Here is a 23,812-nt window from a genome sequence, read left to right on the forward strand (position 1 = left end):
TTATTTGCTTCCCGTCGCGCGCTTCAACGCAACGCGGGCGGTAATACGTAATCTTATTAAGCGCCAGAAAACCCACACCAGCGTGGCGGCTGAAATCGCCGCCGTCAGCAGATAGGTATCATTGTAAGCGAGAATATTGGCCTGCAGCGTGGCGGCGTTTTGTAGCAGCGTGGTGGCCTGAACGTTGAGCAGGGTGCTGTCGCCAATCTGGCTTTGATACATTTGGCTGTACTTCTGCAAACGTTCAGTAATCAGCGGATTGAGGGTGGTCAACTGGTCGGCGAGCTGGCTGGAGTGAAACTTCTCCCGCCATGTCTGAAAGGTGCCGAGAATGGCCGACCCCAGCAGACCGCCGATATTCTGACTCATGCCGAACAGTACCGAGAAGCTTACCAGATTGCGCTGATCGGCAATCACGCCGCCAATCCCTGCCAGCATTGCCGGAGCAAGGAAAAAGGCGCTGCCGAAGCCCAGCAGGAACTGGCTGAACATTAGCTGTTCCGGGCGGGTCAGGATGGTTGATTGGCTGTCGAGCAGCGAGGCAATCATGATCAGCGCCAGCGCCGTAGCGGTGGGCCAGTAGAGACGCTGCGGGTTGAGCGTCAGACAGCTGGCGACGATGCCACAGATGATGCCGGCGAAAATCGACCACGCCAGATTGGTCATCTGTTCATTCTGCAGGCCGACGTACTGCAGCCAGCCGATGACCCCGGTATTTTGCTCCGCCAGCACGATGCGGATCAGCAGCATAATCAGCCCGAGGCGCAGAATGCTGCCGCTGGAGAGCCATTTAATATTGAGTAACGGGTTGCTGCGGTTATGTTCAAAGGCAATCGCGGAGACGATGAGCACCACCGCTCCCGCCAGCGCCCAGCCGATCCACGGCGCTTCAAACCACCAGTCCAGACGCCCCAGCGACAGCACCGCGGTAACCAGCGCCATTCCCGGCGCCAGCAGGAAGAAGGTGATAAAGTCTTTCTTCTCAAAAACTTTTTTACGATCGCTTGGGGGAAGCTTCAGGGCGATCACGCAGGCCAGCGATACCAGCGCCAGCCCCAGTTCAAAGAAGTACAGTCCGCGCCACTCGTCAATTTGCAGCAGTTCGGTGGAAAACAGGCGCGCCAGCGGGATCGCCAGCGATGAGCCGGTAATACCGATAGTCAACGCTTTTAGCCGATGGCGGGCGGGCCAGGCCTGCACCTGATAGTAAATGCCTAACGAGCTCAGCGCCGCAGCGACCATCCCATGGGCGGCGCGTACCATCAGCGCGGAGCTAAGGTCGTTGACGAACAGGTGAAAGAAGGTCACCAGCACATAGAGGACGAGAAAGCCTTCGGTGAAGGCGCGCAGGCCATACTGCTGACGGAATTTTACCAGCAGCAGGTTGATAGAGACGTTCGTCATCACGTAGACCGCCGGAAGCCAGGCTATCTCGGTGGACCAGGCGGCAAAGGTTCCCTGCAACAGTTGCAGGTTAGCGGTGACCACCGCGTTGCCCAGCGCACCGGTCAGGCAGACCAGCAGTCCAACGATCCCGTAGGCAATGCGCCTGGGCGTGCTGTGAATCGGGGTGGAAGGCGAGCCGAGGATCGCCGGTTTTTCGTGCGGAGCCCAGTCGTGGGGCACATAGGGGTTATCTTTACGGCGAGGCATTATTTTTTCTCTACCTCGCGCAGCAGTTTCTCCAGCACGCGCTGAGTCTGCTGCTGTTCGTCGGGCGTGATAGCGGTGAGGATCTCCTCACGCAGTTCATCGGCTACCGTTTTTACCTGCTGATACACCTCAAGGCCTTTAGCGGTGGCGATCAGCAGCCGTTTACGTTTGTCGCGTTCGGTTTTCACCCGCTCAACCAGACCCAAATCCACCAGCCGATTAAGCAACGGGACGAGGGTCGCGCTTTCGACGCCCAGCTCCTGGGCCAGCTCGCTTTGCGATAGCGGCTGCGCGTTGCGCGCGATAGCGGAAACGGCGACCCAACTGGCCTGGCTCATGCCGAGGTCTTTGAGGCGACGGTTGACCGCCAGCCGCCAATGATGGGCGGTCAAATACAAAAGATGGGAGAAATTTAGCTGTCGGTTATCCATAGATCGGTCTGCAATATCGTTAGAGCTCTAATGATTTTATGTCTGGCAAAAACGAGAATTCAAGTCCGATTGATAAAAACAGGTTAACGGTATGTGCGTTTATTGTGGAAGAAGCTTTGGGAGGGAGGAAGGAGAGTTCTGGTCTCAGCCCGGCTTTAACCGGGCTGAGAAGGGGGATTATCCCGGATAAATACCGCGATCTTTACGCGCCATCAGAATTCGCTCACAGGCCACGATATAGGCGGCAGTACGTAAAGAGCACGCTTTTTCCACCGCTTTATCGTAAACGTGAACGATCGCATCGGTCATAATGCGGTCCATTTTGGCGTTGATCTCTTCTTCGCTCCAGAAGAAGCTGGCCATATCCTGCACCCATTCAAAGTAGCTCACGGTGACGCCGCCGGCATTACAAATGACGTCCGGCACCACCACGATGCCGCGTTCGGCCAGCACGTCGTCCGCTTCCGGATAGGTCGGGCCGTTGGCGCCTTCAAGCACCAGTTTGCAGCTGAGGGTTTCCGCGCGTTCGCGCGTAATCTGACCTTCCAGCGCCGCCGGGATCAGAATATCCATCGGCGTCGTCCAGAACGCTTCTTTGTCAATTTCGCGGGCGCCCGGGAAGCCGGCAATTTGCTTGTTCTCGGCCTGCCAGGCGGTCAGCGCGGCCATATCGATACCGCCTTCGTTATACAGCGTGGCGGTATGGTCCTGAATGACCACAATGCGCGCGCCGACGCCAGCGAACAGGCGGGCCGCTTCACTGCCTACGTTACCAAACCCTTGCAGCGCGACCTTCGCGCCTTCGATTTCGATACCGCTGCGGCGGGCCACTTCGCGACCAGTGACGAAGACGCCGCGTCCCGTGGCCTTTTCGCGGCCCAGCGAACCGCCGAGATGAATCGGTTTACCGGTGACCACGCCGGTGATAGTGGTGCCGTGGTTCATGGAATAGGTGTCCATCATCCAGGCCATCACTTTACCGTTGGTGCCGACGTCCGGCGCCGGAATATCTTTTTGCGGCCCGATAATAATGCCGATCTCGCTGGTGTAGCGACGGGTCAGACGTTCCAGTTCACCTTCTGATAAAGAGAACGGATCGACCCGGATACCGCCTTTGGCGCCGCCGTAGGGAATATTGACTGCCGCACACTTGATGGTCATCCAGGCTGAGAGGGCCATGACTTCATTCAGGTCCACATCCGGATGGTAACGCACACCGCCTTTACCCGGACCGCGTGAGAGGTTGTGCTGGACGCGGTAGCCTTCGAAGTGGCGAATGGTTCCGTCGTCCATTTGTACCGGGATATCAACGATCAGCGCGCGTTTCGGATGGCGCAGCGTTTCGATCCAGTAGGCCAGATCGCCGAGGTAAGGGGCGACGCGATCGATTTGACGCAGGTAGGTGGTCCATGGAGATGTACTACTTTCAGAAGCGTAAGATAACTTTTCCATAAGAGTCCTGTTTTGCAGTGATAATTATTTTGTTAACCGTGGAAAGATACAGCCATAAAATCTGTAACAAGAATGTTATCACCAATTTAATGGGACGGTATTTGGCAAAAATGCAGAATATGCTGCCGTTATCGGTGGGGTTGAAGTTTTTGTGAATAAAAAAACGCAAAACAGCGTCGACTACGGATGAATATGCATCTTTGTGCATTAAAGCCGTAGTTTTGACCCTTTATCCCTATTTATCAGAATCTTGACTTCCTTCAAAAAGTGAACAAAACGCTATATTTGTGTGTTGACTTTGTTGCATTGCAGTGAGCATCCTTCGGCTGCTGCCGGCAGGGTGAATGGGTTGCCGGCAGCGAATGGCTTTATAACATCTCGCTCCTGGTGGCGACAGCGCCGGGAGCCTGCTTTAAGCGGCTGGCGCAGAAAATCGCGATAAGTGAAATCACCACCGTTCCCGCCAGATACCATGCGACCGGTATCCAGTCCCCGTCATATTTTGCCAGCAGTCCGGTGGCGATCAGCGGAGCGGTACCCCCGGCGAGCGCGGCGCCAAGCTGGTAGCCAAGGGTGATGCCGGTGTAGCGAACGTTAGCGCTGAAGATCTCGGAGCAGAGCGTCCCCAATACCGCGGTAACTGGTGCCCACAGAATACCGAAGGCGATCACCGTGGCGAGCGCAATGCCCCACGTGCTGCGGGTATCCAACAGCAGAAACCACGGTACGATAAACAATCCAAGCAGCACCACGCTGAGCGTGTACATTTTCTGGCGTCCGATTCTGTCTGAAAGCAGTCCCATCAGCGGGATCATAACCGTAGCAACCAGCGCACCGAGGGTGACGGCTTCAAGCGCCTGGGATTTTTGATAGCTCAGCGTGGTGGTGGCATAGCTGACCACGAAAGTCGAAAAAATATAGAATGGCGCGGTTTCCACTACTTTGAGGCCCGCAGCAATTAGCACTTCGCGCCAGTGATACTTGAGCGTATCGCGCAGCGGCGCCTTTGCTACCTGGCCTGACTGCTTCACCTGTTTAAATTCCGGCGTTTCATCAATATCTTTGCGGATCCACAGACCAATAAGAACCAGCACCGAGCTGAGCAGGAAAGGGATGCGCCAGCCCCAGGAGAGAAACTGCTCTTCGCTGAAAAGGGTCATTAGCGAGACGATAAAAGTAGCCATCAGCATGCCAATGGTCACGCCCGCCTGCGGAATGCTGCCGAAAAAACCTTTGCGCTTTTCCGGTGCGTATTCGTAGGCCAGCAATAGCGCACCGCCCCATTCGCCGCCGATGCCCATTCCCTGAACGATACGTAAGGTTATCAGCAGCGCTGGCGCCCATAAACCGATCATCTCATAGGTGGGAAGCAGACCGATGGCGACCGTTGCGCCGCCCATCAGGGAGAGCGTCAGGACCAGCGTTTTCTTACGCCCGATTCGGTCGCCAATATGTGCGAAGACCACCCCGCCAATCGGGCGAATGAAAAAGGTCAACGAGAACGAGAGCCAGGAGAGGATTAAACCGATGACCGGATCGACCATCGGAAAGAAAATCTTGTTGAATACCAGCGCCGCCGCCGTACCGTAAAGGAAATAATCGAACCATTCAATGGCGCTGCCGGTGAGGCTGGCAATGAGCACCTTTTTGTTTTTCTTGAGAATTGATGTGGTGCTGCTCTCGTGCAAGGTCATCTTTTAGCTACTCCCCCAGAGTCATCACAACCCGGTGACACCTGATGATTTTCAGGTGCAACCCGGCGAGCGATGAGGTTATTTAATTGTTAAGGAAGCTAGGGTTGTATGTTGCATTTGGCAAGTCTGGTCGCCGCGTCAGGGAGCCGTTTTTGCCATTTTTACCGGCGAATCGCGCCGTTATTTAGCCGTTTATTTGAACTTATTCGCTAAAAATCGGGCGTATGGTGGTGAGTTATTGAAGTGCAACCGTTCTGTTTTTGGACGTTTCTTGTTATTTCAATCTTGTTACCGCTCAGGCTTTATTAACCCTTAAAGGCGGCTCCGGTTTATCATGGTGTCCACAATCCCGTGAAGGGTGACATTGGCGCAAAGGAGAGAACATGTCGGAGCATTTTCCATCGCTGCCGGAGGCGACGCTAGCCGCGGCGAACCAGCTGGGGGCCTGGCTGGCGCAGCATGATTTGCCGCAGCAGCCATCAATCGATGTCGTGGTGCTGGCGGGCAATGCGGTGATCCCAACCATTGATTTCGCCTGCCAGCTGGCGGTGCAACACGCCGTTCCGCTACTGATCAGCGGTGGTATCGGGCATTCCACTTCGTTTTTATACCACGCGGTGTTGAACGATCCGCGCTATTGCACCATCCCGGTAGCCGATCGCGCCGAGGCGCACATTCTGGCCGATATTGCCCACCGGTTCTGGGCTATTCCTCGCGAATACATTGTCGTGGAAGACCGCTCCACCAACTGTGGAGAAAATGCGCGTTTTACCCGGCAAATGCTGGAACAGAGAGGTATTACGCACCGAACGGGCGTGGTGATCCAGGACCCGACTATGCAGCGGCGAACGATGGCGACCTTTGCCCGCGTCTGGCAAGACGCAGCGCATGCGCCGATGTGGTACAGCGCGCCGGGGTGTTCGCCGGTGTTGTGCAATGGCGATAACGGCGTCACCTTTAGCGGCGATAGCAGCGGCCTGTGGCCGGTGGAACGCTATCTGGCGCTGATCCTCGGCGAGCTGCCTCGGCTGGCGGACAATCCGCAGGGTTATGGCCCGTTGGGTAAGGGATTTATCGCTCATGTGGATATTCCGCCGCAGATTATTGATGCGTGGCAGACGCTGCGCAAGGACCGTCTGCTTTCCGATACATTGAGCGCACGCCAGCTGGCTTAGCTATTAGCCTTAACGCTGTCAGTCAGCCGTTGTCTTTGGCAAGCGCAGGGATGGTCCGGACGTATCCGCCGCATTGCCCGTTTGCGTTGGCGATATCGCAAACGGGCAGGTAGTGTTACTGAATTGTGGTTTTTTCAGCGCCGGCTTGGTCTGTTTTTATGAAATATCTCACAAAAACAAACGTCCGGCCTGTCTCTTTGCCCTTTGGACGATAATTTTTAACATCTATTTCACCTGTTAAAAACAATAATCCTGAGGAGCAGACCATGACAGCACCCGTTCAACACCCTATGTATATTGACGGTCAGTTTGAAGCCGGCCGCGGTGATGCATGGATTGAGGTGATCAATCCGGCCACGGAAGCGCTCATATCGCGTATTCCTGACGGCAGCGCGGAAGATGCGCAGCGCGCGATTCTCGCCGCTGAGCGCGCTCAGCCGGGCTGGGAAGCCTTACCTGCGATCGAGCGAGCGGGGTGGCTGCGTAAAATCGCTGCCGGTATCCGCGAACGGGCCGACGAGATCGCCGCGCTGATTGTCGCCGAAGGCGGGAAGATCCAGCAGCTGGCGGCGGTAGAGGTCTCCTTTACCGCGGATTACCTGGATTATATGGCCGAATGGGCGCGTCGTTATGAGGGCGAAATTGTGCAAAGCGACCGCCCGGGAGAAAACATTCTGGTATTCAAGCGCGCGCTGGGCGTGACCACAGGCATCCTGCCGTGGAATTTCCCGTTCTTCCTGATTGCCCGCAAGCTGGCGCCAGCGCTGATTACCGGCAATACCATCGTAATTAAACCGAGTGAGTTTACGCCGAATAACGCCATCGCTTTTGCGCAAATCGTTCATGATATCGGCCTGCCGAAAGGGGTCTTTAATCTGGTGCTGGGCCGCGGCGAAACCGTGGGTCAGGAGCTAGCCGGCAATCCAAAGGTCGCGATGGTCAGCATGACCGGCAGCGTCACCGCAGGGGAGAAGATCATGGCCGCGGCGGCGAAAAACATCACCAAAGTATGCCTGGAGCTGGGCGGGAAAGCGCCGGCTATCGTGATGGATGATGCGGATCTTGAGCTGGCGGTAAAAGCGGTGGTCGATTCTCGCGTGATTAATAGCGGGCAGGTGTGTAACTGCGTTGAGCGCGTGTATGTGCAAAAAGGGCTATACGATCGCTTCGTTAACCGTTTGGGCGAAGCGCTGAAAGCGGTGCAGTTTGGCGATCCGGCAGCGCGCGACGATATTGCCATGGGGCCGTTGATCAATGCCGCAGCGCTGGAGCGGGTTGAGCAGAAGGTAGCGAAAGCGGTGGCTCAGGGCGCCCGTATCGCTCTGGGTGGGAAAGCGGTGGAGGGTAAAGGCTATTTCTATCCGCCGACGCTGCTGCTGGACGTGCGCCAGGAGATGGATATCGTTCATGAAGAGACGTTCGGTCCGGTACTGCCGGTCGTGGCGTTTGATACCCTGGAAGAGGCGCTGGCGATGGCCAACGACAGCGATTACGGGCTGACGTCGTCAATCTATACCCGCGATTTGAACGTCGCGATGAAGGCGATTAAGGGGCTGAAGTTTGGTGAAACCTATATTAACCGCGAGAACTTCGAGGCGATGCAGGGTTTCCATGCCGGATGGCGTAAATCAGGGATTGGCGGCGCCGACGGGCGTCACGGCCTGAATGAGTATCTGCAAACTCAGGTGGTCTATCTGCAGGCCTGATTTAGCAGAGGAGCGGCGCGTTTCCCGGAGGCGATGCTGCGCATCTGTCCGGGCTACAGGTTACCAGCCGTCTGCGGTCCGGTAGCCCGGGCAAGGCGCGTTGCGTCGCCCCCGGGAGAAACGTGCAGAACGTGGCAGACATTCCCGGAGGCGATGCTGCGCATCTGTCCGGGCTACAGGTTACCAGCCGTCTACGGTCTCGCAGCCCGGGCAAGGCGCGTTGCGTCGCCCCCGGGAGTTATTTGGCGAATTTATCCAGCACGCGAATCAGCTGGGTCACGAAACCGTATTCGTTATCGTACCAGGCGACGGTTTTTACGAGCTGGAGATCGCCAACTTCTGCGATCTCCAACTGGGTGGCGTCGTAAATTGAACCGAAATGGCTGCCGATAACGTCTGAGGAGACGATCTCCTCTTCGGTATAACCAAATGACTCATTGTTCGCCGCCGCCTCCCTCATCGCCTGATTAACCTCCTCGGCGGTCACTTTTTTCTCCAGCACCGACACCAGTTCGGTTACCGAACCGGTTTTGGTCGGCACGCGCTGAGCGTGGCCTTTCAGCTTGCCGCTAAGTTCAGGGATGACCAGTCCGATAGCTTTCGCCGCCCCGGTGGTATGCGGAATGATATTTTCCGCCGCCGCGCGGGATGCGCGTAAATCTTTGCCGCGCGGGCCATCAACCAGCGACTGGGTGCCGGTATAGGCGTGAATCGTGGTCATGGTTCCCACTTTAATACCAAAGGCGTCATTCAGCACTTTCGCCATCGGCGCCAGGCAGTTGGTGGTGCAGGATGCTACAGAAATTATTGTATCGTTGGCGTCCAGCGTATCGTCGTTAACGTGATAGACGATGGTCTTCATATCGCCCGCCGGCGCGGAGATCAGAACTTTTTTGGCTCCGGCGGTCAGATGCGCCTGCGCTTTCTCTGATGAAGTGTAAAAGCCGGTACACTCCACGATAAGTTCAGCGCCCGTCGCTTTCCACGGAATATGCTGGGCCTCTTTTTCGGCATAAACGGTGATTTTTTTGCCATCAACGATCAGCGCATCTTCATTAAAATCAACGCTCCATGGGAAAGGCCCGTAGTTAGAGTCGTGCTTTAGCAGGTAGGCCAGCACTTTCGGTGAGGTGAGATCGTTAATGGCGACCACCTCTAAGGAACTATTAACCTCCAGTAACCGGCGCAGCACCAGCCGTCCAATACGCCCAAATCCATTAATCCCGAGTTTGCTCATGAAGAATCTCCAGGTCAGTTGAATCGTGATGTGAAAACTTCTCCAGGCTTAGTCCAGCAGTCAGGATAGGGCAACCAGCGAATTTTTTGCCGCGAGAAAGGTGGCCGCTAGATATAGCGGGAAAAGCGTGTAAATCCGGGAGGTTGAGGGTATGACGGAAACGGCTAATAATTTTTTGTTTCAGCGTTATACGCCACGGGCATATTGGCTGCGCAGAGAAAAGGAAAGGGCGGACCCGTAAAGACCCGCCCGATCCGATGGCGATTATCTGGCCAAAGCGCCTGATTCAGCAAAAGCGGCTAGCGCGGCGCCGTCAAGACGATAGCGCACCCATTCACTTTGCGGCAGCGCGCCAATGCTCAGATAAAAATCGATGGCCGGCTGGTTCCAGTCGAGCACGCTCCACTCTAACCGGCCGCATTCTCTTTTAACCGCTAGCTGAGCAATGGTGCGCAAGAGTGCTTTTCCCGCGCCGTTGCCGCGAAACTCGGGCGAGACGTACAGGTCTTCCATATAGATGCCATTGCGTCCGAGCCAGGTGGAATAGCTGGTGAAGAACACCGCATACCCAGCGACCTTATTTTCTATCTCGCAGATCAGCGCTTCCGTTTTGCTGTCGCTGGCGAAAAGGGTGGCCTGGATCTCCTCGACCGTGGTAACCACCTGCTCCGGCGCTTTTTCATACACTGCGAGCTCATAAATCATGTCATAAATTGCTTTTGCGTCCGCCGGGCTGGCCTGACGAATGGTCATATTCATTGAATTACCTGTTGTGCCGTCGTGAGTTTGATACCGCAAAGCATAAACGTTAAGGTTAGAAGAATTAAGTGCAATGAAATCACTGAATGATGAATATTATGCATCCAGCCCTTCGCCGTCTTGATTTAAACCTGCTGCCGGTATTCGAGGCGGTCTACCGCTATCGCTCGGTCCGCCTGGCGGCGGAAGAGTTAGCAATGAGCACATCGGCGTTAAGCCACGCGCTATCCAGGCTGCGCGCGGCGCTTAACGATCCGCTTTTTTATCGTGAGGGTCACCGCATGTGCCCCAGCGTATATGCGACCCAGCTCGCGCCGTCGATATCATCTGCGTTAAAGTTTTTAAATCAGGAGCTCACCCCGCAGCCAAAGTTTGTCGCTTCCGCCAGTACCGACTGCCTACAGATCGCGATCACAGATTTCACCGCGCAGTGCGTTTTTCCAACCCTGATGTCCAGACTTCACCACCAGGCGCCGGGTTTGCGTTTCGAACTGCGTTATCTGCCGCATAGTCCGGCGCTGACGGAACTGCTGGCCGGAGAGGTGGACCTGGCGTTGGGTTTCAGCGCGCTCAATGAAGCGGAACATCCTGAACTGGATGAGATTCGCTGGCTGCAGGATGACTATGTTGCGATGAGTAACGAAAGGCGGAACAGACTCACCCTGGCGGATTATCTGGCGGCCCAGCATCTGGTGGTCACTCCGTGGAATGAAAGCCAGGGGGTTCTCGATGTGCAGCTGGCGAAAATGGGCTTCACGCGACATATCACCATCAAAACCCCCTCAATGCTGAGCGCACCGTTTATTATTGCGCAAAGTGAACTGTTGATGGCGATGCCGCGCTCGGCTGCTGAAAAGATGCTCGCAACCGCCGGGTTGAAGATTTTTGAACTGCCGTTTGAGGTGCCGCCATTTGAAGTGAAAATCTATTCCCATAAGCGCAGCGGTCAGCGCGGCGCAAGCCAGTGGCTGAAAGACACGCTGCGGGAGTGGGCGGCGCCGGAGGGCATCTGATGGCGGGTTTGACGAGTCAGCGATATATGCTTAACTCATGATATCAGAAATGTAAAATCTGTGTTAACAATCAAGGCGCGCATTGACTCTACGCGCTGCGCCGCTCATCCATAAAAGATAAGAGAGACAAATTGAAATTAGCCGGACCTCATCCAGATGAACTGCGTCGTCTGCAATCGCTGCGGGCATCCGGGTTGCTGAATAGCGGAAAAGAAGAGCGCTTCGATCGCCTGACCAGGCTGGCGCGTACGCTCTACGATCTGCCGGTGGCGTCGATTAGCCTCGTCGGGGAGAACACCCTGCATGTTAAATCCTGCGCCGGACTTGATGTAGATACGCTGCCGAGGGATATCACCTTCTGCGCGCACACCATTCTGCAAACCGATCCTTTGATCGTCAACGACCTGCAGCAGGATATGCGCTTTCACGATAACCCGCTGGTGACGGAAGCGCCGTTTATTCGCTTTTATGCCGGGTATCCGGTTCAGCTACCTGACGGCGCGACGGTAGGTTCGTTCTGCCTTATGGATCATAAGCCGCGCGCTTTTTCCGGACATGAAATTCAGATATTGAGTGACCTGGCCGCCATTGTAGAAGATGAATTCAAGGTGCTGGATGCGGCGACCGCCGACGAACTGACGGGGTTATTTAACCGGAGGGGATTTTTGTCGTTAGCGGAGTATGCGCTGTTAACAGCCAGACGGCGAAGTGAACCGGCGAGCCTGGTGTTTATCGACCTCGATCGCTTTAAGCTGATTAACGATACCTGGGGCCATGAGCAAGGGGATAAAGCCCTGACGGCAATCGCCGATGTGATGAAGTCTACCTTCAGAGAGTCGGATTTAATTGCCAGACAGGGCGGCGATGAGTTTATCATCCTGCTTGCCAATACCGCCCAGCAGGCCGCGAACAAGGCGATGGAGCAGCTTAGCCAGAATGTTGCCGAGTATAATCAGCAAGCGGGTAATCCGTGGCAGCTGGCGTTCTCATGGGGCTGCGTTGAATACGATCCCCATGAGCACCATAGTCTCAATGACATCGTTGCAGTGGCCGACCGGCGGATGTATCAGGCTAAAACGAGCCATGGCGCAGAGCGCCGGTAGGCGTGTCGCCAGACGTCGTCTGCCGGGCGTCTGCGGCATCCCCTGCGGTTCAGGCGAGTGATCGCCGCAGCTTACGCAATCTTAGTGGAGTCCAAGACGGATCAATTCAACGGGCTCGAATTTGCCTTCAGCGCCTTCAACTTCTACTGTCTTATTACGACGCAGCTGGGCAGGAGTAAGACCATTGGCATGTATAGCAACAATTTTACCGGTTTTACCCGTCCCGTTAATCATTACCTGACTACCGTTAGTAATAGGGTTGCGGTTACGATCGTAAGTGATCATGGCTATTTCTCCTCTTAATAATCTGCAAATAAAACTCCGCTTAACCACCAGGCTTACTCCCGGCAACGGACGTAATACAAATACGCCTCTGAGGCTGGCGTTTTTTTGTTTTTGATCAACATCACACTTTTTAGCGGTCAGCGAAGGCCATTTCCTGACCGTTCGTCCGCGCGTTATGCTTCTGCAGGTCTTTGACTTTGTACACTATGGTTGCGGATGCTCAGGTTGCAGACGCGGTTGCGGCTGCTAAACTTTTGGCGGGCATAACGGAGCGGAACGATGAACAACAAAGACGAGCAAACGGGGCTGATCGGGCTTGCGATTGGCGCAGCGGTCATTGGCCTGGTGTCTGACCAGAAGCCAATTAATCGGGAAAGTATTGTTGAGGAACTGATGCGGTTAGGCAGGCAGAAGGGAGATGGCGTCGAGGACGAGATTTTTAAAAAAGCGGCAACGCTGGTGCGAAAGGGGATATAAACCCCGATAAAGAGATAAACGAAGCCCGGGTATCAGAAAACCCGGGATTACACCGGGAGCAAAGTCATCATTAGCCAGGCTAAAAAAATGCATATCAGCGTCATATACCAGACAAAACTCATTTTACCACCTGACTCTACAGCGCCATGCCAATCACTGCGTTAACCACGGATGAAGCCATTAACACGCCGCCAACGATATAACAGGTTCGGTTCTTTCGGCTCGCGGCTAAGGCCAGAAGAACAGTAGCTGCGGCAAAGAATGGGATAGCTATGATGCTAAATGTGTTCATGATTCCCTGAGGCCTTATTCGTCAATATTCCCGCAAGTGGCTTCGCGGTTAAGAAGGCATAGACCGCGATTCGAAATCTACCGGAACCCGGTTAATCTTCCTGCATCCACATATCGGCTTCTTCAAACATTTCCTGCACGGCGCGGCTGATCTGCTCCTTCTCGTGCTTGCTGGCGTCGGTATTAATCGAAGCTAAAGTCATCATCGGTTTTACGCGGACGTCGGCATCGGGAAAAATGCGGTGAACTCGCTTCGTCAGTTCATTAAGAATGATCTCTTTAGCGCCGGCCAATCCCTCGAAATTTCTTTTGTCATAAATCAGTTCTACAAACATGCGTTATCCCGGTTATTTTGATGACAGCCAGTATTGTACTGTAATTATATACAGCGTCAAGGCGACAGAATAAGTTCCTCGCGCAGGCGCGATCTCTGCTTTTGCATCAAATGCCGGAGTAGGGCAATTGTTTTTTTATAAGTACGTAAAAGTTAATGAATTTTTAATAAAAGGTGGTTATGTTGACTCCATCACCATCTTTTTAAGGGTTTTCCATGCGCGATAAATACTCTGGCCTGCAGATAGGCATCCACTGGCTGGTTTTTTTATTAGTGATTGGCGCGTACGCGGCGATGGAGCTGCGGGGCTTTTTCCCGCGCAGCGCGCGGCCTGCCATTAATATGATTCACGTCTCGTGCGGTATTTCTATCTTTGTTCTGATGGTGGCGCGCCTGATCGTGCGCCTGAAATCACCGGCGCCGCCGATAGTCCCCAAACCATCGCCGATGATGACCGGCTTCGCGCATCTCGGGCATCTGGTGATCTATCTGCTGTTTATCGCGCTGCCGATCATCGGCATGGTCATGATGTACTATCGCGGCAACCCGTGGTTCGCTTTTGGTCTGACCATGCCGCACGCAGCGGAAAGCGACTTTGAACTGGTGGATAATCTGAAAGCGTGGCATGAGCTGCTGGCCAATACCGGCTACTTTATTATCGGCCTGCACGCGCTGGCGGCGCTGATGCACCATTATTTCTGGAAAGATAACACGCTGCTGCGGATGATGCCGCGTAAGCATTAAACCCCGCTAAACCCGCTTCGGCGGGTTTTTTGTCGCTCTTTATTTTAATTGTGATAAAAATGTTATCAACAATAAAAAAAGGGGAAGGGTATGAAAGTCAGACTTGCCATCGCAGAAGAGGCTCCGGCCCTTTGGGAAGTTCGTAATCAGGCGATTCGCCACGGCTGCCGTGAAAGCTATGCTGCGGAAGTCCTCCAGGCCTGGACTCCCGACAACATGCCTGAAGGTTATCGCCATGCGGTGCGCGATAATCCATTTTTTGTTGTTGATGATGGGCAGGGCAAGCCAGTCGCCAGCGGCTATCTGGATATCAAAGCGGGTAGCGTTGAAGCCATATTTACTTTGCCGACCTGGGAGGGTAAAGGCTGCGCCAGCATGATTATGGCGGCGATTATCGGGGAGGCGAAACAACGCAAGTTCAGGCACATTACCCTCGATGCAACGCCAAACGCGGCCGGTTTTTATCTGCGCCTGGGATTCACTTCAACCGGCGAAAAGCGCTGGCATTCGAACATGGCGAACGCCGACTTACGCTGTGAATCGATGATCCTTAGCCTCGACTGAGCGCAAATTCTCGCCGCTATGCTACGGTTAAAGCGGCGAAGCCATTTGCCTCATGGCAATAATAAATATAGTATACCCCCCTATATGATATGGAGGGCGACACCATGCCACATTCACCTGAAGATAAAAAGCGTGCCCTCAGCCGGGTAAGGCGCATCCGCGGCCAGGTTGAAGCGCTCGAGCGGGCGCTGGAATCTGGCGAACCCTGTATGACCATTCTGCAACAGATTGCCTCTATTCGCGGCGCCGCTAACGGCCTGATGGGGGAGATGGTTGAGATTCATCTGCAGGACGAACTGGTTAGCGGCGAAACGACGCCAGACCAGCGCGCCGCCAGAATGGCGGAAGTCGGGCATCTGCTACGATCCTATTTAAAATAAAATCACCACGAGGAAGAGAGATATGAAATCACGTGCAGCCGTCGCGTTTGGCCCAGGCCAGCCGCTTTCAATCGTTGAGATTGACGTCGCGCCGCCGAAAAAGGGCGAAGTGCTGGTGAAGATCACCCATACCGGCGTATGCCATACCGATGCTTTCACCCTCTCCGGCGACGATCCGGAAGGCGTCTTCCCGGCGGTGCTGGGTCATGAAGGCGGCGGTATTGTCGTCGAGGTTGGCGAAGGCGTAACCAGCCTGCAGCCGGGCGACCACGTTATTCCGCTCTACACCGCCGAATGCGGCGAATGTAAATTCTGTAAATCAGGCAAAACCAACCTCTGTCAGGCGGTTCGTGCTACCCAGGGTAAAGGCCTGATGCCGGACGGCACCACCCGTTTCTCTTATAACGGTGAACCAATCTACCACTACATGGGGACCAGCACCTTTAGCGAATACACCGTAGTGGCCGAAATTTCGCTGGCCAAAGTAAACCCGCAGGCGCCGCTGGACAAAGTCTGCCTGCTGGGCTGCGGCGTCACGACCGGCATCGGCGCGGTGCACAACACGGCGAAAGTGAAAGAGGGCGATACCGTCGCCGTTTTCGGGCTTGGCGGCATTGGTCTGGCGGTGATTCAGGGCGCGGTACAGGCGAAAGCCGGGCGCATTCTGGCGGTGGATACTAACCCGGAAAAATTCACCCTCGCCAAAGAAATGGGCGCCACCGACTTTATCAACCCAAATGACTACGATAAGCCGATTCAGGATGTGATTGTTGAGCTGACCGACGGCGGCGTCGACTTTAGCTTCGAGTGTATCGGTAACGTGAACGTGATGCGCGCAGCGCTCGAATGCTGCCATAAAGGCTGGGGCGAAAGCGTGATTATTGGCGTTGCTGGCGCAGGCCAGGAGATCAAAACGCGGCCATTCCAGCTGGTTACCGGGCGCGTCTGGCGCGGCTCCGCCTTCGGCGGCGTCAAGGGACGCACTCAGCTGCCGGGCATGGTGGAAGACGCGATGGCGGGCAAAATTCGCCTCGACCCGTTTATTACCCACCGTATGCCGCTGGATCGGATCAACGAAGCTTTTGACCTGATGCATGAAGGGAAATCAATTCGTACCGTCATCCATTTCGGTGATAACTGATTTTTCAGTCCAAACATAACTCGGGCTTGCCCGGGTTATTTCTGAATATACGCTATTCTCGCCGCAAATTTTCATAACCGCTATGCCACCGCCGCTGTTCCCGACGCTCCCGTTCTCGCTGAATATCAGATTTTTCATCTTCCCAGACCGCGCAGTGCGGGCCGCTAAAAACCTCGCAGGGCGGCTGGTCAGCGGTGAGCGGATTGGCCGTTTTCTCTTCCCAGATCGTCGGATCGCGCAGGTCCACTTCCGGGGCCTTCAGCGCCTGTGCGGAGGCAGCGGCTAACGCCAAAACGGTGCCTGCGAGCAGGCGGCAGGTTGAACTTTTCATCCATTATCCTTGTTCAGTTTTTATTATTGATAACCATTCGCAATAATAACATGACTGAATGAAAATGGCGCGTTCAGGGAGATGAGAAGACAATTTCGCTGTCGTGATGTCGTGATGTCGTGATGTCGTGATGTCGTGATGTCGTGATGTCGGGTAGCGGCTGGCGCCTGACCCGACCTGCAACACCGTGGATAACCACCGCTGGTAGGCACAGTAAGGCGTTTACGCCACCGGGCAATATCCAGGAAAGGTACTTCGCCAGTAAAAAGGGCCCCGGCTGGGGCCCTGAGGATTACTTCTGCTCCGGGAGCGCGTAGGCAATAATATAATCGCCGCGGTCCGGGGACTGGCGAGCGCCGCCCGCATTGATGATGATGTACTGCTTACCGGTTTTCGGCGAGACATAGGTCATCGGGCCGGACTGGCTGCCGACCGGCAGACGCGACTTCCAGATCTCTTTACCGTTGGCGGTATCAAACGCGCGCAGGTAGAAGTCCTGGGTACCCGCGAAGAACAGCAGGCCGGACTGGGTGGCAAGCGAAGCGCCCAGCGTCGGCATGCCGATAGGGATCGGCATATGCATGCGGATCCCCAGCGGACCGGTGTCCTCTACGGTGCCCACCGGAACCTGCCACACCAGCTTGCCGGTTTTCAGATCGACCGCTGACATCGTGCCGAACGGCGGTTTCTGGCAAGGAATGCCCAGCGGCGACAGGAAGCGCTCGCGCATGGCGCCGAACGGGGTGCCTTCCATCGGCACTATCCCCATTTCGATACCGCTGGCGTCTTTCGCCACGTTGGCGCGCGGAACCATATAGTTGGCGAGGCCAAGGCGCATATCGTTGACGAACATCAGGCTATTATTCGGGTCAACCGACACGCTGCCCCAGTTCATCCCGCCCAGCGAGCCAGGATACTGCAGCGAACGATCTTCGCCTGGAGGGGTGAAGACACCCTGATGGCGCATCTCTTTAAACTGAATGCGGCACAGCAACAGGTCGACAGGCGTCGCGCCCCACATATCCGACTCTGTCAGCGTCTCGTTGCCGATCATTGGCATGCCAACGGAATAGGGCTGGGTCGGGGAGTAGCGCTCGCCTTTGACGTTGCCCGCAGGGACAGGGCGTTCCTCAACTTTGGCGACTGGTTCACCGGTGGCGCGATTGAGCATAAAGATCATGCCCTGTTTACTGGTTTGCACCAGTACCGGGGTGGTGCCGCCTTTACCGTCAGGAAGATCGTACAGCAGCGGCTGCGAAGGCAGGTCGAAGTCCCAGAGATCGTGGTGGGTGGTCTGATAATGCCAGCGTACCTGTCCGGTCGTCGCATCAACGGCCACGATGGAAGAGCTGTATTTATCGTCCAGCGCGGTACGTTCGCCGCCAAAGAAGTCTGGGGTAGCGTTACCGGTAGGCAGGTAAATCAGATTCAGCTTCGCGTCATAGGACATGGCCGACCAGACGTTCGGCGTACCGCGGGTGTAGGTTTGCCCTGCAGGCGGTTCACCGGTCAGTTTCGGGTTGCCCGGATCCCATGCCCACGCCAGCTTGCCGGTGTGAACATCATAGGCGCGAACCACGCCCGGAGGCTCGCCGGTGGAGAAGTTATCCGCCACGCGACCGCCAACCACGACGACGTTACCCGCCACCAGCGGCGTAGAGGTTTGCTGGTAGTAACCTGCTTTGATTTCCCCCATCCCCACGCTAAGGTCAACGATACCGTGGTCGCCGAATGCGTCGCACAGTTTACCGTTATCGGCATCAATGGCGATCAGACGGGCGTCGGTAGTTGGCAGGAACAGACGGCGGGAGCAGGCGGCCGGCTGCGTATCGGCGGCAGAGGACACCTGGGCCTGGCTGTCTTCGTAATAGCCTAAACCACGGCAGCGCTGCCAGTTCGGCGCGGTGGCTTTTGAATCATAGCGCCACTTCTCTTTACCGCTATCGACATCCAGCGCCAGTACTTTGCTGTAGGGCGTACAGACGTAAAGCGTATCGCCAATCTGCAGCGGCGTATTCTGGTCTTCCGCGCCGGAGCCGTTGCTCTGCGGGATATCGCCGGTATGGGCGATCCAGGCGACCTGCAGCTGGTTCACGTTCTGTTTGTTAATCTGGTCGAGGGCGGCGAAGCGATCGCCGTGGGTGGTGTTGCCCCCGTGCGCCCAGTTCTTCTGCTGCTCGCCGGCGGCGACCGGTTTAACCGGCACCGCCTCGCTGGCGCTGACCAGAGGCTGAGATTTGAACATCCAGCCGAAACTTGCCAACAGGACCACTGCCAACACCGCTGCCAGGCCAAACGCGGGCCCTTTTTTCGCAGGCTGGCGGGAAAGGAACGGCCACACCAGCGCGCACAGGAAGGCCAGCACGCCGAGCGCGAAAAGGCGCGAGAACAGCGGCCAGTAAGTCCACCCCGCGTCACTAATCGCCCAGACGATCGAGACGAGAAACGCCAGCCCATACAGCAGTATGCCGCCGCGACGGTTGCGGAAAATGAGCGCTGAGGCGATCACCATCACCAGGCCCATAATCGCAAAATAGAACGTCCCGCCGACCGAGGCGAGCTTTGCACCAAGAATACCGATAGCCAGACCGATGATCAGCATCAGTCCGGCGAGAAGCCACTGCAGGATCCGTGGGAACCCTCGCGGCACGTTGCCAGTTGCCATTTTTGTCTCCTTAACCACCCCTGAACAGGCGTGAACCAGATGAATCAAATTTTCAAGTTAACTCTTTTGAATGAAGTGACCGTGGCCTTCATAAAAGCGGGTTTTTTGCTGTTATTGATTTCGAGTGAACCATTTGGTGAAATCGTGGCTATGATAGATCTGTTAAATAAATTTGCGCAATTGTTAATGAATGATTTCGCACTAATTGATTATTGTGATGAATGACGTTAGTGAATCGCTGGAAAAAGAGGCTGCGTTTCCCCGGCGGCTGGAGGGGCGGCGCCGGGAGAAAAGCGGAAGACGCCGGTCAGACCGGCATAGATTTGCGAATGGCGCTCAGCAACGTTTGGCTACCGGCGGTGAGGGTGGCATCCACGCGGGTCAGAATACCGATAGGTTCGCCAGCGCCCTGAGTGGGTATGGGCAGCGCGGCGAGCAGTCCACGGCGCAGATCGTCCTTCACCGCGCCGGAGGGGACGAACCACACGTAGTCGTAATCGACGGTGAGCTGGCGCGAGAGCGAGGCCGACAGCGTTTCGATGCAGCCAGTGGGAATTTTACAGCCCTGGCTTTGCAGCAGGGCTTCCGCATTCTGTCGCGGCAGTGTGCCTTTTGGCGATACCACCACCGGCCACTCCATCACCCGGCTCAGGGTAACGGTTTCCTGCAGCAGCGGGTGCCCCGGACGAACCACCAGCTTCAGCGATTCAAGAAACAGCAGCTCATAGTTCAGACCGCTCATCAACTCCGGATCGGACATTCTTCCGATGCCGATATCGATTTCTCCCGATTTCAGGCCCGCCAGCAGCATGGTGTTATTCATGGTCGCGACCTGCAGGGTGATATCCTTTTGCTGCTGGTGAAACTGGCCAATCACCGAGGGCAGAATCCCCAGCGCAGCGGTTGGCAGCGCTCCGATACGCACGATGTCGTTGCTGAGGCCTTCTTTACGATTTAGCGCTTGCCCGGCGGTATTGAGCGCGTCCAGCACTTTCACCGCATGGGTAAGAAACTGTTCCCCGACCAGCGTGAGCTGAGCGCCAAGGCGTCCGCGCTCAAACAGCCGCGTACCGGTAAGCTGCTCCAGTTCATTCAGGGTTTTGGACAAAGCCGGTTGGCTAAGGTTTAAGGTTTCAGCCGCGCGCCCAAGAGTTCCCTGTTGAGCGACGGCCACGAAGGTATGTAGATGGCGCAAGCGAATGCGCTGACTGAAAAGACCATTTTTTTGCATAATCAATGTTAAGAACTGAGGCTGACCGGTGACAAGTAAGGGTGTTTAAATTTGTTAACTTCATAGCAAAATATTATTAACATTTTATATTATTATTTTACAAGTTGATTTTGTTGAGATTGTGGAAAAGCGCCGCCTCTGGCTGGCAGAGGCGGAGAAGGAACGGGCAAATTTAGATATCGAAGAACACGGTTTCGTTGTCGCCCTGTAAGTGAATATCGAAGCGATAAACGATTTCCGTGCCGCGCACTTCGCGCTGCCCGATGAGGGTCTGACGGCGAACTTCCCACTCAATCAGATTGAGTACCGGATCGGCCTGATTAGCGTCCTGCTCGTCGGAGAAGTACATCCGCGTATTAAGGCCAATGTTTATTCCGCGCGCCACCACCCATAAATTGACGTGAGGGGCCATTACGCGGCCATCACGGCCCACCACGGCGCCGGGTTTAATGGTTTCGAAGCGCCAGATACCGCTGGTAAAGTCCGAGCAGCTGCGCCCCCAGCCGCGAAACTCCGCATCCAGCTTTTTGTTTTGCTGCCGATCGTCCGGGTGATTGTAGCGCCCGGCGGCGTTGGCCTGCCAGATTTCCAGTAGCACATCGCGCACCGGCGTTCCGGAGCCATCAATGACTCTGCCTTCAATGGTAATGCGCTCACCCTCGGTCGCAGGGGTCGTCAGCGTTGGGCCAAAGTTATTCTCAAAGATATGAAATCCGGCGGCGTCCGGCGCCAGGCCGATATGCACATAAGGACCGGCGGTTTGTGAAGCGGTTTCGGGTAAAAAATCTCTCATCGGGCGGCCCCCTGCGTGCGGTTTTCAAACAGCGTGGCGCGGTGGCCGCGCAGCACGAGATCAAAACGGTAAGCCAGCGAGTCCAGCGGTACGGCGGCATGGGTATCCAGCTCGGCGATCAGCGTCCTGATGGCATCGTCGTTATTGATGGTTTTGACGATAGGACACTGTTTGATCAGCGGATCGCCTTCAAAATACATCTGCGTAATTAAACGCTGTGCCCAGGCGTCTCCGGAGAGAGAGAAGTGAATATGCGCCGGGCGCCAGTCGCTTACCTGGTTGCGCCACGGGTAGGGACCGGGTTTGATGGTGCGAAAACAATAATAGCCGTTCTCGTCGGTCAGCACGCGTCCACAGCCGCCAAAGTTCGGGTCGATCGGCGCCAGATATTGATCCTTTTTATGTCGGTAGCGTCCGCCAGCGTTGGCCTGCCAGACTTCGACCAGCGTATTTTTCATCGGCCGACCGAATCCATCGCGTACGTAGCCGTGCACAATAATCCGCTCGCCAATCGGCAGGCCGTCTTTGGCGTAATTCAGGATCAGGTCGTTATCGAGCGCGCCGAGATCGTCGCTACTGAAAACCGGCCCGGTGATTTCCGAAAGTGAATTCTGTAGGGAGATAAGCGCATTGCGCGGCGAGCGCAGAACGCTGGTTTTATAGCCCGGCGCGTAAGCCGGAGGATGGCTGCTATAGTCGCGATGCAGAACCTCGCGCGGTGACCATTTGTCGTTCATCAGGGTACTCCGTTTTATCGGTAGAGAGGCATATCGTTGTTATGTCGCCACAAGCAGTGTGTGTAAATGTTTTGTTAATTTAAAGTGAAATTAAAGGGTGTTTAACATAACTACTGGTTATGAAGTGTTCAGGCGAAATTAAACGGGCAGCTACCGGCATCACAGTTTGTAAATTCTTCCCACCGTCTTCAGACAGCTTTTCTACACTCCAGGGAGAATTCACTGGAGGTAAGACATCATGGCGAACACCATCACGGCTGATGAGATTCGGGAGTGCTTTTCGCAGGCGATGTCGGCGATGTACCAGCAGGAAGTTCCGCAGTACGGGACGCTACTGGAGCTGGTGGCCGACGTTAATCTGGCTATTCTGGAGAATAACCCGAAGCTGCATGAACAACTGGCTAACGCCGATGAACTGGCGCGGCTGAACGTTGAACGCCACGGCGCGATCCGCGTTGGTACGGCGGAGGAACTGGCGACCTTGCGTCGCATGTTTGCCATTATGGGAATGTATCCCGTTAGTTATTACGATCTGTCGCAGGCTGGCGTGCCGGTTCACTCCACCGCGTTTCGTCCCGTTGATGACGCCGCGCTGGCGCGCAACCCGTTTCGTATTTTTACTTCGCTTCTGCGCCTTGAGCTTATCGCTAATGAGGCGTTGCGTAAGCGGGCGGCGCAAATCCTTTCCGGGCGCGATATCTTCACCCCACGCTGTCGTGAACTGATTGCGCTTTATGAACAGAAAGGAGAATTCACCGCCGCAGAGGCCCGGGAGTTCGTCGAACAGGCGCTGGAAACCTTTCGCTGGCATCGACAGACCCTCGTCGATGAAGAAACCTATCATGCGCTGCACGATGAGCACCGGCTGATTGCCGATGTCGTCTGTTTCCCCGGCTGCCACATCAATCATCTGACTCCGCGCACCCTGGATATCGATCGGGTACAGGCGCTGATGCCTGAATGCGGCATCGCCCCGAAGGCGTTGATAGAAGGGCCGCCGCGCCGCGAAGTGCCTATTTTACTGCGCCAGACCAGCTTTAAGGCTCTCGAGGAGCCGGTGATGTTTGCCGGAGAGCATAAAGGCACGCATACCGCTCGCTTTGGTGAAATCGAGCAGCGCGGGATTGCCCTCACGCCGAAAGGCCGCGCGCTCTACGATCGTCTTCTGGGCGAGGCGGGGGTGGGCAAGGATAACCTCAACCATCAGCGTCATCTGCAGGAGGTGTTTAGCGCGTTTCCGGACAGCGAATTCCTGCTGCGTCAGCAGGGACTGGCATACTTCCGCTACCGCCTGACCCCTGCCGGAGAAGCCCATCGTCAGGCGTTTCGCCCCGGAGACGATCCGCAGCCGCTGATCGAACGCGGCTGGGTGATTGCGCAACCGATTATTTATGAAGACTTTTTACCGGTAAGCGCCGCCGGGATATTTCAGTCGAATCTGGGCAACGAGGTGCAGACCCGCAGCCACGGCAACGCCAGCCGGGAGGCCTTTGAGGAGGCGCTGGGCTGTGCGGTTTATGACGAGTTCACCCTCTATCAGCAGGCGGAAGAGCGCAGCAAACGACGTTGCGGTCTGCTGTAAAATCAGTACTCTGCTGGCATGAGTCGTTAAAGGA

General features: G+C 55.6%; 23 protein-coding genes. 10 read left to right on the forward strand and 13 right to left on the reverse strand.

Annotated elements, in window-relative coordinates; translation table 11 throughout:
• The 4 genes from ABLV12_RS16790 to ABLV12_RS16805 all read right to left on the reverse strand — a co-directional run bounded on the left by ABLV12_RS16790 (nucleotide 1) and on the right by ABLV12_RS16805 (nucleotide 5,230).
• Nucleotides 1-1,653, reverse strand: a complete 1,653-nt coding sequence (locus tag ABLV12_RS16790) for an MFS transporter (protein WP_348867177.1) — start codon at nucleotides 1,651-1,653, stop codon at nucleotides 1-3.
• A complete protein-coding gene (locus ABLV12_RS16795; RefSeq protein ID WP_004101713.1) occupies nucleotides 1,653-2,084 on the reverse strand; it encodes a MarR family transcriptional regulator in 432 nt (143 codons plus the stop codon). Before ABLV12_RS16795 ends, ABLV12_RS16790 begins: the two co-directional genes overlap by 1 nt.
• A 177-nt stretch (nucleotides 2,085-2,261) precedes the next feature.
• Nucleotides 2,262-3,536, reverse strand: coding sequence for a Glu/Leu/Phe/Val dehydrogenase (locus tag ABLV12_RS16800; RefSeq protein WP_004112700.1), 1,275 nt, complete (start codon nucleotides 3,534-3,536; stop codon nucleotides 2,262-2,264).
• Between the two features lie 368 nt (nucleotides 3,537-3,904).
• The gene (locus ABLV12_RS16805; protein WP_004101717.1) at nucleotides 3,905-5,230 is read right to left on the reverse strand and encodes an MFS transporter; all 1,326 of its coding nucleotides are present in this window, start codon (nucleotides 5,228-5,230) and stop codon (nucleotides 3,905-3,907) included.
• 383 nt (nucleotides 5,231-5,613) lie between these two features.
• Between ABLV12_RS16805 and ABLV12_RS16810 the strand changes: the two genes are divergently transcribed.
• Together ABLV12_RS16810 and aldA are read left to right on the forward strand one after the other, a co-directional pair.
• On the forward strand, nucleotides 5,614-6,405 hold the full coding sequence (locus tag ABLV12_RS16810; protein WP_064396113.1) for a YdcF family protein: 792 nt from the start codon (nucleotides 5,614-5,616) through the stop codon (nucleotides 6,403-6,405).
• Between the two features lie 266 nt (nucleotides 6,406-6,671).
• Nucleotides 6,672-8,111 carry an aldehyde dehydrogenase gene (aldA, locus tag ABLV12_RS16815; RefSeq protein WP_004101721.1) on the forward strand — a complete coding sequence of 480 codons (1,440 nt, stop codon included), beginning with the start codon at nucleotides 6,672-6,674 and terminating at the stop codon, nucleotides 8,109-8,111.
• A gap of 238 nt (nucleotides 8,112-8,349) precedes the next feature.
• Here aldA and gap read toward each other — a convergent pair whose 3' ends face one another.
• On the reverse strand, nucleotides 8,350-9,348 hold the full coding sequence (gene gap, locus ABLV12_RS16820) for a type I glyceraldehyde-3-phosphate dehydrogenase (RefSeq protein ID WP_202030033.1): 999 nt from the start codon (nucleotides 9,346-9,348) through the stop codon (nucleotides 8,350-8,352).
• A gap of 264 nt (nucleotides 9,349-9,612) precedes the next feature.
• Nucleotides 9,613-10,107 carry a GNAT family N-acetyltransferase gene (locus ABLV12_RS16825; RefSeq protein ID WP_004101724.1) on the reverse strand — a complete coding sequence of 165 codons (495 nt, stop codon included), beginning with the start codon at nucleotides 10,105-10,107 and terminating at the stop codon, nucleotides 9,613-9,615.
• 86 nt (nucleotides 10,108-10,193) lie between these two features.
• Between ABLV12_RS16825 and ABLV12_RS16830 the strand changes: the two genes are divergently transcribed.
• Together ABLV12_RS16830 and ABLV12_RS16835 are read left to right on the forward strand one after the other, a co-directional pair.
• On the forward strand, nucleotides 10,194-11,120 hold the full coding sequence (locus tag ABLV12_RS16830; RefSeq protein ID WP_032705087.1) for a LysR family transcriptional regulator: 927 nt from the start codon (nucleotides 10,194-10,196) through the stop codon (nucleotides 11,118-11,120).
• A 131-nt stretch (nucleotides 11,121-11,251) separates the two neighbouring features.
• Nucleotides 11,252-12,223 carry a sensor domain-containing diguanylate cyclase gene (locus ABLV12_RS16835; RefSeq protein WP_004101728.1) on the forward strand — a complete coding sequence of 324 codons (972 nt, stop codon included), beginning with the start codon at nucleotides 11,252-11,254 and terminating at the stop codon, nucleotides 12,221-12,223.
• Between the two features lie 81 nt (nucleotides 12,224-12,304).
• Here the strand turns inward: ABLV12_RS16835 and ydfZ are convergent, their stop codons facing one another.
• A complete protein-coding gene (gene ydfZ, locus ABLV12_RS16840) occupies nucleotides 12,305-12,508 on the reverse strand; it encodes a putative selenium delivery protein YdfZ (RefSeq protein ID WP_004101729.1) in 204 nt (67 codons plus the stop codon).
• A 279-nt stretch (nucleotides 12,509-12,787) separates the two neighbouring features.
• Between ydfZ and ABLV12_RS16845 the strand changes: the two genes are divergently transcribed.
• Entirely contained in the window at nucleotides 12,788-12,985 is a 198-nt protein-coding gene (locus tag ABLV12_RS16845; protein ID WP_004101732.1) for a hypothetical protein, read from the forward strand.
• Between the two features lie 383 nt (nucleotides 12,986-13,368).
• Here ABLV12_RS16845 and ABLV12_RS16850 read toward each other — a convergent pair whose 3' ends face one another.
• Nucleotides 13,369-13,611, reverse strand: coding sequence for a DinI family protein (locus ABLV12_RS16850; RefSeq protein WP_004101739.1), 243 nt, complete (start codon nucleotides 13,609-13,611; stop codon nucleotides 13,369-13,371).
• 215 nt (nucleotides 13,612-13,826) lie between these two features.
• Between ABLV12_RS16850 and cybB the strand changes: the two genes are divergently transcribed.
• From cybB to ABLV12_RS16870, 4 genes are all read left to right on the forward strand, one after another.
• Complete coding sequence (gene cybB / locus ABLV12_RS16855; RefSeq protein ID WP_064396110.1) at nucleotides 13,827-14,354, forward strand: cytochrome b561; 528 nt, start codon at nucleotides 13,827-13,829, stop codon at nucleotides 14,352-14,354.
• Nucleotides 14,355-14,444: 90 nt separating this feature from the next.
• Nucleotides 14,445-14,918, forward strand: coding sequence for a GNAT family N-acetyltransferase (locus ABLV12_RS16860; protein WP_004101741.1), 474 nt, complete (start codon nucleotides 14,445-14,447; stop codon nucleotides 14,916-14,918).
• A 104-nt stretch (nucleotides 14,919-15,022) separates the two neighbouring features.
• Nucleotides 15,023-15,298, forward strand: a complete 276-nt coding sequence (locus tag ABLV12_RS16865) for a metal/formaldehyde-sensitive transcriptional repressor (protein ID WP_004101746.1) — start codon at nucleotides 15,023-15,025, stop codon at nucleotides 15,296-15,298.
• 22 nt (nucleotides 15,299-15,320) lie between these two features.
• The gene (locus tag ABLV12_RS16870; protein WP_004101749.1) at nucleotides 15,321-16,439 is read left to right on the forward strand and encodes an S-(hydroxymethyl)glutathione dehydrogenase/class III alcohol dehydrogenase; all 1,119 of its coding nucleotides are present in this window, start codon (nucleotides 15,321-15,323) and stop codon (nucleotides 16,437-16,439) included.
• Between the two features lie 52 nt (nucleotides 16,440-16,491).
• Here the strand turns inward: ABLV12_RS16870 and ABLV12_RS16875 are convergent, their stop codons facing one another.
• The 5 genes from ABLV12_RS16875 to pcaH all read right to left on the reverse strand — a co-directional run bounded on the left by ABLV12_RS16875 (nucleotide 16,492) and on the right by pcaH (nucleotide 22,196).
• The gene (locus ABLV12_RS16875; protein WP_004112710.1) at nucleotides 16,492-16,770 is read right to left on the reverse strand and encodes a hypothetical protein; all 279 of its coding nucleotides are present in this window, start codon (nucleotides 16,768-16,770) and stop codon (nucleotides 16,492-16,494) included.
• A 292-nt stretch (nucleotides 16,771-17,062) separates the two neighbouring features.
• Nucleotides 17,063-19,435, reverse strand: coding sequence for a membrane-bound PQQ-dependent dehydrogenase, glucose/quinate/shikimate family (locus ABLV12_RS16880; protein ID WP_348867178.1), 2,373 nt, complete (start codon nucleotides 19,433-19,435; stop codon nucleotides 17,063-17,065).
• Between the two features lie 307 nt (nucleotides 19,436-19,742).
• Nucleotides 19,743-20,666 (reverse strand): LysR substrate-binding domain-containing protein, encoded by a 924-nt coding sequence (locus ABLV12_RS16885; protein WP_004101757.1) that lies wholly within the window; start codon nucleotides 20,664-20,666, stop codon nucleotides 19,743-19,745.
• Nucleotides 20,667-20,838: 172 nt separating this feature from the next.
• Entirely contained in the window at nucleotides 20,839-21,459 is a 621-nt protein-coding gene (gene pcaG, locus ABLV12_RS16890) for a protocatechuate 3,4-dioxygenase subunit alpha (protein ID WP_004101759.1), read from the reverse strand.
• On the reverse strand, nucleotides 21,456-22,196 hold the full coding sequence (gene pcaH / locus ABLV12_RS16895; protein WP_004850552.1) for a protocatechuate 3,4-dioxygenase subunit beta: 741 nt from the start codon (nucleotides 22,194-22,196) through the stop codon (nucleotides 21,456-21,458). Before pcaH ends, pcaG begins: the two co-directional genes overlap by 4 nt.
• Before the next feature lie 238 nt (nucleotides 22,197-22,434).
• Here pcaH and ABLV12_RS16900 point away from each other — a divergent pair, with 238 nt between their 5' ends.
• The gene (locus ABLV12_RS16900; protein ID WP_016807866.1) at nucleotides 22,435-23,778 is read left to right on the forward strand and encodes a VOC family protein; all 1,344 of its coding nucleotides are present in this window, start codon (nucleotides 22,435-22,437) and stop codon (nucleotides 23,776-23,778) included.
• Nucleotides 23,779-23,812: the final 34 nt, after the last annotated feature.

The organism is Klebsiella sp. CN_Kp100, assembly GCF_040065315.1.
Lineage (GTDB): Bacteria > Pseudomonadota > Gammaproteobacteria > Enterobacterales > Enterobacteriaceae > Klebsiella > Klebsiella oxytoca.